This is a genomic window from Rhizobium sp. M10, assembly GCF_002531955.1.
GTDB classification, from domain to species: domain Bacteria; phylum Pseudomonadota; class Alphaproteobacteria; order Rhizobiales; family Rhizobiaceae; genus Rhizobium; species Rhizobium etli_C.
On the sequence record NZ_NWTA01000054.1, the window covers coordinates 1 to 6,509 of the forward strand.

At 57.6% G+C, this 6,509-nt stretch carries 4 protein-coding genes and 3 pseudogenes; 1 reads left to right on the forward strand and 6 read right to left on the reverse strand.

Features of this window, described 5'->3' with window-relative positions:
* The 3 genes and pseudogenes from CO671_RS34635 to CO671_RS34465 form a co-directional block, all read right to left on the reverse strand.
* Positions 1–289, reverse strand: a pseudogene (locus CO671_RS34635) (XRE family transcriptional regulator); the annotation flags it as partial.
* Positions 290–861: 572 nt separating this feature from the next.
* A complete protein-coding gene (locus tag CO671_RS32740; RefSeq protein ID WP_225881755.1) occupies positions 862–1,119 on the reverse strand; it encodes a hypothetical protein in 258 nt (85 codons plus the stop codon).
* Between the two features lie 204 nt (positions 1,120–1,323).
* A pseudogene (locus CO671_RS34465) lies at positions 1,324–1,441 on the reverse strand (DNA polymerase IV); the annotation flags it as partial.
* A gap of 3 nt (positions 1,442–1,444) precedes the next feature.
* Here CO671_RS34465 and CO671_RS34640 point away from each other — a divergent pair.
* Positions 1,445–1,794, forward strand: a pseudogene (locus tag CO671_RS34640) (DUF4334 domain-containing protein); the annotation flags it as partial.
* Positions 1,795–2,064: 270 nt separating this feature from the next.
* On the opposite strand, the gene CO671_RS32750 reads toward CO671_RS34640, so the two are convergent.
* The 3 genes from CO671_RS32750 to CO671_RS34470 all read right to left on the reverse strand — a co-directional run bounded on the left by CO671_RS32750 (position 2,065) and on the right by CO671_RS34470 (position 5,321).
* Complete coding sequence (locus tag CO671_RS32750) at positions 2,065–2,814, reverse strand: hypothetical protein (RefSeq protein WP_004675991.1); 750 nt, start codon at positions 2,812–2,814, stop codon at positions 2,065–2,067.
* A 158-nt stretch (positions 2,815–2,972) separates the two neighbouring features.
* On the reverse strand, positions 2,973–4,073 hold the full coding sequence (locus CO671_RS32755) for a cysteine protease StiP domain-containing protein (protein WP_004675992.1): 1,101 nt from the start codon (positions 4,071–4,073) through the stop codon (positions 2,973–2,975).
* Between the two features lie 114 nt (positions 4,074–4,187).
* Positions 4,188–5,321, reverse strand: coding sequence for a phosphoribosyltransferase domain-containing protein (locus CO671_RS34470; protein WP_011053330.1), 1,134 nt, complete (start codon positions 5,319–5,321; stop codon positions 4,188–4,190).
* Positions 5,322–6,509 lie beyond the last annotated feature (1,188 nt).

Sequence of the window (6,509 nt, forward strand, 5' to 3'; positions counted from 1 at the left end):
CATTCGACTGTTCGGCTTGCGCAGGCCTCGAAGTCCGGACCTGTGCTGCTGCATAGCGCTTCATGGTGGTCACCCCGATGGAGAGTTTCACGCGGTGCGCCCCCGCTGAAAACTCGCTCAACCCACTGATCGGGGAGTTCGTAACCGTACAAGACGGCCCTGTGGCCTTTAGTTCCGAGGAACCTGGTGCCGAATCGGCCGACACCAACCGCTTGTAGGGGTTACGAAGCCCCGGGGCAGCGCGTACTGCCCTATCGAAAAAGATAGTGGGAATCCGCCCGCTGCGCAACCGAATTCTTTACAAGATTCAATAGCTTCGCTTTACGCGCGGACACTTGCCTCAAAAGCGAGAGGTCACGCTTCGGGCGGTAAAGTGGTCAGAAAACCAAAGGAGGTGCGATCAGCGGAACGCCCATTGCGAGGATTGTCTGCCCACTCTCCCGGAAGAGATGACGATGACACCTGGGAGAGCGCGGACGTCGTGGCGATCGAGGAGACGGACGATACCGTCACCGTACTTCTCTGGCATCTGAAATACTCGCAGGCAGTAATGGGGCGCCGGGCGGACGATCTTTACCTCGTTTGCGGTCAAGCACAGAAGGGGGTGAAGGGGACATGGAGCTTGAAGAACCTCATCAACCACCTGACCGTGAGAGAAACATCACATCTTAAGGGCCGGGCCCGTTTCATTCGAGGCAGCCTGAATGACTTGGCCACGCTTCGAAAGGCTGCCCGACGCAGGTTCATCGAGTACCGGATCGGGATTGTACAGCCGGGTCTTAACGGTGAAAACATACCCGCAGAACATCTTGCGCTTCTGGGAGCGACTGCCACTTCATACTGTCTGTCACCGGGTGTCCCCTAATGACTGTCGCGAACCGCACCGATCCAGCTTAGCTGCCGGCCACCGTCTCCAGCGGCGCTACTTTCCATGACGGCAGGGCCGCCGCGAACTGTCACGGCCTTCTTGGGGCTTTCGATATCGAACTTGACGTTGTAGCGGTTCCACTCTGTAACAGCGGCAGAGCCGCCGACAAAATCAGGGGTAGGAATGCTCGATGTCTTGCCGATTGTTGCGGCGGGTGCATAGCTGCAGTGCAACATAGACGCTGGCTTCATGGCGCTGGCCCGAGTATTGCTATTTTCATCGAAGCGATGCTCCCTCCCGCAACGCTTCGAAGTTTAGACGGCCCACTCCTCCTCCCAAAGGGACGTCTGTGGGAACAGCGGCACTCCTCCTCCCAGGTCGCCGTTCGGTTCTTTTAGGAAAGCCTGCCGCACCTCCTCCCGCGGCAGGCTTTTCTATTTCGGGGCGATGGGCCGTCAGAGCCCGAGATCAAGTTGGGACTGGGGTCGTGCATTGCCGATCGGAGGTCGTCAGAGTTGAAAGCGTGACGCCGAGCAGCCGCACTGGCCGCTTGAATGGATAGACAGTCGCCAATCGACGGGGCATCGTTCGATGGTGTGCTCGAAGATCTTGGCTGGTTCGGCAAACGGTTCACGCCGGACATGCGCGCCGATGTGCTGCTGTTTCGAGCGGGAGACCGGCGGCTGGTTGCCGTGGATCCCAAATGGATCCCGCTTCGGCTAACGTTGCGTTTTTATAAGATCGACAGGACGCGTTTGGCAAGCAACCAAGTTTTCCTATCTCCAGCGCCGGCTGCGGGCGAGGGCCCGGTCGCGTCTTTGAAGGCCATGATGTTCGGCTGCGTCAAGAGCGCGGCCATGGTCTATGACGATCAACCCATCGTCGACCATTTCCGGCGGATCGACGCCGAGAGGATCATGGGCGCGAAATTTCGCTCTGCGCAAGTAAGGCACGAACCGTCGAGACGGCAGTTCCTAATGAGCTCATCGAAAGGTCATATCATGCTGAAATACAAGCTCTACGTACTCGTGGTAAAAGCCGACGGGAATCTCGCGATCCTCGCCGCGCTTGCCATGGTTCTTACCGCGATATGGCGCGGCGTTTTACCTATAGGAAGTTTCTACTAAAAGACTGGAGGTGCAGGATCATTCCTGCACCCTCCTCACATATCACCACGTTCGCAGTACGCGTGTCACCTATCTCTCACGCGCAACAGCGGAAACGACAAGGTCTGTCATTTGAGAGTTACCCGGAGCGCCCCACCAGTCGCAGAGGGACAGGTAGGAGAAGTCGCTCACACTGTCACCGTAGCCGATCACTGGGCGACCTGGATGCTCCGTCCGAAGCTTTTTGAGCAGAAATTGTGAGGCCACCCGTTTTGAGATCGCAGGCGGAACTAGCGCAAGGTTATTGCCGTTGTGGTGTCGAACCCAACCCCGTTTTTCTCGAATGATCGGCACAATCTCTTCAAGGCGTGAGCCGTCTCCGTCAATCTCTTTGAAGACAACATATGTCGCGAGATCAGCTTCCATCACCGACCAGCACCGGATGTGGACGCCAAGTTCCCTCGCCTTGGTCCTGCCCTCATCGAGGAGCTTATCGAAAAAGCCGGCAAGCGGCCGGAGCTCCCTTGCGACGACCTCATGCCATTCGGCGTCAGGCTTGCCGTCCTTTTTGAGGATGACGGCACCGTTCGATACGATTGAGTAGCTTTCAAACGCGATCGTAACGCGCGAAAGAGCCTCAGAGCCGCGCGCCGTAACCGGGATGGCCTCCGTGGAGACGAGCAGCCACTCGACAAAGGCAGCTTGAATCTTCGTCATATAGGAGTTGCTTCCATTAATGGATTTGGACGCCAATACCAGATCGGCTTCCGCAATCTCCGGTATCTTTTTCTTGGTTTGAAACAAGGTGTCGTCGAGGTCCACCAGAGCAATGGGCTTCATATGCGTACTCCAAAATGCGACTGGTTAAATATCTGATCGATTGCCAGATGTGAGCTTTCGCGGATTCTCCATTGGCAATGAATTTTACGATACGGAATTTGTCACATCTCAGTTTCCTTGACCTGCGCGCCGAGCTCGTAAGTAGACATACGTGGAGATTAGGAGACGTGCCGGATCAGCGTGACGGCGCGGTAGGGGGCGATCTTTCTAGGGGAGACGACATACGGGACGCCTTTGTTGTCGATCAGGTACATGAGGGCCGCGAGTTCTGGATCGGTTGGCGACGAGACGTACACCTTTTCCGGCACACGTCGCAGGATGGCCCTGGTCGCCTCCGCAATGCCCGGCTTTACTCGGTTGATGTTCGTTACGGCGTCCTCCCCCATCACCCAGGCGACGGCAGCGGCGGCGGCATCGCGATGCGCCCGGCGGGTCTCGATACTCCAGACGCTCGGGATTTCGGTTGCAATCACAGTGGAGACATCATTCCACATACCATCCACGAATGATCGGGAAATATCGTGTTCCGCGAGATTATCCCACTGGACGCAGGCGTGGAAGTCACCGGGACCGACGAGGGCAGCGTTGAGGATCGAGCGGCTGATAAGCCCGGATACGGTGCATCCTAGCATTCCGGAGGGAATAAGCCAGTCGTCGCCCGATGCGGCGAGCCATGCGCAGCCGCAGGGGTCGGCCAATACAACTAGCCGCGCAGGCCGGTCTGAGTAGTCCTTGAAGCTCTTTTCGAGTTGGTTCGCAATTGCTCCTTTGCCCGTCCAGCTATCTACGAAGACGATGCTCTCGACAGGACGCCTGGCAAGAATGTGGCGCATAGCCTCGTCGTCAACGCCCTTGTCGCGAATGATCGACAACCCGTAGTGTCCGACGTCCCGGCCGAGTAAGGCGATGGCCCTCTTGAGAAGGATGCCGAAGGGCACGCCGGCGCGGACCAAACTGACAAGGGTAATAGGACCCTCGACCGACTGCACGATCGCGAGGGCGAGGCGTGCCGTCTCGGCGCCCATGCGCGGGCCACCAGTGGCCATGGCCTTAGCAAACAGCTCCATGTATTCGCGGGTCGGGGCCATCTCGGCGGAAATCATTTCCGAGTAATGCCGCCGCCCGGATTGGATGGCCTCTTCCCTCGTGGCCGTGTCAGTAGGCTGAATATCCACTCTCTTGAGAAGGAGCGTCACGTCGTATTCGGCGTAGGAGCCTAGTGTGGCAGGGGAGGCGATGCTGTCATAGGTATCCCCCATGGGAGTGATGTCCTTAGGTAACGCGACAGCAGTGTTGTGTCGCTGTGGACTGGCGGAAATGTCCGATCGAGTGAGCCGATTTCGAAGCGGCAGACCGCATGGCCTAAGGCGGCTTCATTCACCTTCTACGTCTGAAAGGACAATGGGATCGCCCAGTGCGGACATCAGGCTGGCACAGACATTTTCCGGGCCTGTCTCCGAGCAGAGTATAATTTTCGAGTACAGCGCTGGATCGACGTTGTAGAGGTAATGTGGAACCGTTCCGCCGTAGTTGTCGGAGAACGAAAGTACTGAACCGATCGCGTGGCCTTTCGACAGGGGAGAACGCGTCACGGATGAATAGAAAACCTCAGCGCCCTCCTTTTCCAAGCGCTCCGCAAGCAGGAAGGGCTGCCACACGTGTTCGCCCGTTCCGAGTACGAGGGTAATCCCGTCATCGGCAGCGTTTGCATTGAGACCCTGCAAGTGATCGACGACGCCGAGACGCGCCCAGTCTCGAGCGACGTCGGGACAGACCTCGGGCCGCTTAGGACGGTCACAGGAAGGGACCTGCGGAGTAGCTGCCGTGAAATCCCCACGCGGAGTCCAACTGTACCGTCCGGAAACGATAGTAGCCTCACTGACTGTTCCCGTGATCTCCGCGCGGGCAGCGCCTTCTGACCAGTCGGTAAGCGTAAGTAGGACTGTGTGCTTCAGCTTCAAACGAATTTTTGCAGGAAGGGCAGCGAAGATGTTGGCAAATGTCTTACCTGTCGAAGCCTCATCGTCAACGAGTACCAAGCCGGTCGCACCATGAACCAAGTCGCGGAGCCTTGCCTCGCATGGTTCGTGCAGGAGGTGCCGCGGGGCATGGCTATGCTCTTCCTCAAATTCGCACAGCAGCGGCAGTTTAAGATCATGGCGAGTGGAGCAGATATATATTGCATCGCCGCGACCAGTGAGTTCGCGGAACCGCCGATGGACACCCGCACCAAGGCCAATGCCCGCTTCGGCTATTCCGATGAACAAAACCGGACCAGGAATATCGGCAGGAATCTGACGTGCAAGGAGGTCGAATGCATTTCCCATGACCGAAGGGCGGATCGGCAGGAATCGACCAAGAACCTTGGAAACAAACAGAAACGAGCGGTTCGGGTTGATTCGCTGCCCGAAGCCGAACATCTCGATGGGGGGTACAAGGCTTCGATCCACGTGAACCGAGATAGTGCCGTCGGCGAGTTGCGCAGAGTATGTTGAAGGATTCACCATTGCCAGCTTTCGAAAGTACGGACGTTTACCGTGGAAAAAATCCGTGCCATATGTTTCCGTGACGCCGCACGCTCATTGGCGTCTCGTTGACGAGCAGGGTAGCACTTACCTCTCGAGGCTCAGAGTGCATCCGCGCCACGATATCGCAGGAGAATTCGCCGGCCCTTGGCGCGAAGGCCAGCACGGCCGAGCGCCTCCCTGGTTTCAGCTTCGTTGGGGCTAAATCCCGATCTGAGGCCTTCCTGCCCCGTCGATGCGGCTCGTGACCCATCTCCGACAAAGCGACTGGGGCGATAGAAATAGAGTTTACGTCAGTTCATCCTCGCTCTCTGCGGTGAATCAGTAGCATGAAGTGAAGCAAGGGACGTGCCACTCGGACATGCAGCACGAATGGGAGCTGAATAGGCACCAGAACTCGAATATTGCATTCCAGGTCTCACGCGGCAGATGTCCAGATTGCCGGGAAATTTCGTATTGCATCCATAACGGCTTTGGGCGACGGATTGCGGGACCTGCCATGGCAAGCGCGTGCGGTCGCGAAACCTCAGATGGCGGCGAAGCGCTGCAGTTAAGAGAGATGCTGGAGCGTATATTCGCCTAAACGCTGCTGACGTGGCGGTTGGGCCTTTGAACGGTGGACGAGATCAGCCGGGAAAAAAGGCGTAGCTTCATTGAAATCGGCAGGGTGTACCCCGCCCACTACCGGGGATCAGAGCAGGCCAGCCTTGGCCCCAACCTGCGATGATAGCAGGTGCCTGGGGCACCTCCAGCACGTCGAGGGTTCTGCATCTTCGTGTCAGCCAATAGCCGACAGTTCGCACCACGTTTGTATTCGCTTTGTCTGCTTTACGACAGACTTAAGTCTTGATGCCTGCACTCAGCCGTCGTTGTTCAGTCCCGGCATTTTCATGGAGCGGATCGAGGGTGAAACGTTCAGGCTGCGAAGTCTATGTCTTGCAGACGAACTCGTAGTGTGAGGCCCTTGAGGGTCTTGAGCCTGCGTGACCTGCCACTGAACTTTCATCCAGCGGCGATTAGAGCCTCGGCGGTTTTGAATACGCCAAGTGGCGCGGTGTGAGCAACCGGCAACGCGGATCGTGTCCCAGCACCTGGTGTAGCTGACGGTAGGGAGTAAAGCCGAGCGCCCGCGCGCTTCTCGTTGCGCTGTAGCGGGTGATCGGCTTTGCG

Coding starts and splice junctions, on each gene's coding strand:
- CO671_RS32755 (WP_004675992.1), bottom strand. CDS start 4,073: ATGGGGGATACCTATGACAGCATCGCCTCCCCTGCCACACTAGGCTCC.
- CO671_RS34470 (WP_011053330.1), bottom strand. CDS start 5,321: ATGGTGAATCCTTCAACATACTCTGCGCAACTCGCCGACGGCACTATC.
- CO671_RS32740 (WP_225881755.1), bottom strand. CDS start 1,119: ATGAAGCCAGCGTCTATGTTGCACTGCAGCTATGCACCCGCCGCAACA.
- CO671_RS32750 (WP_004675991.1), bottom strand. CDS start 2,814: ATGAAGCCCATTGCTCTGGTGGACCTCGACGACACCTTGTTTCAAACC.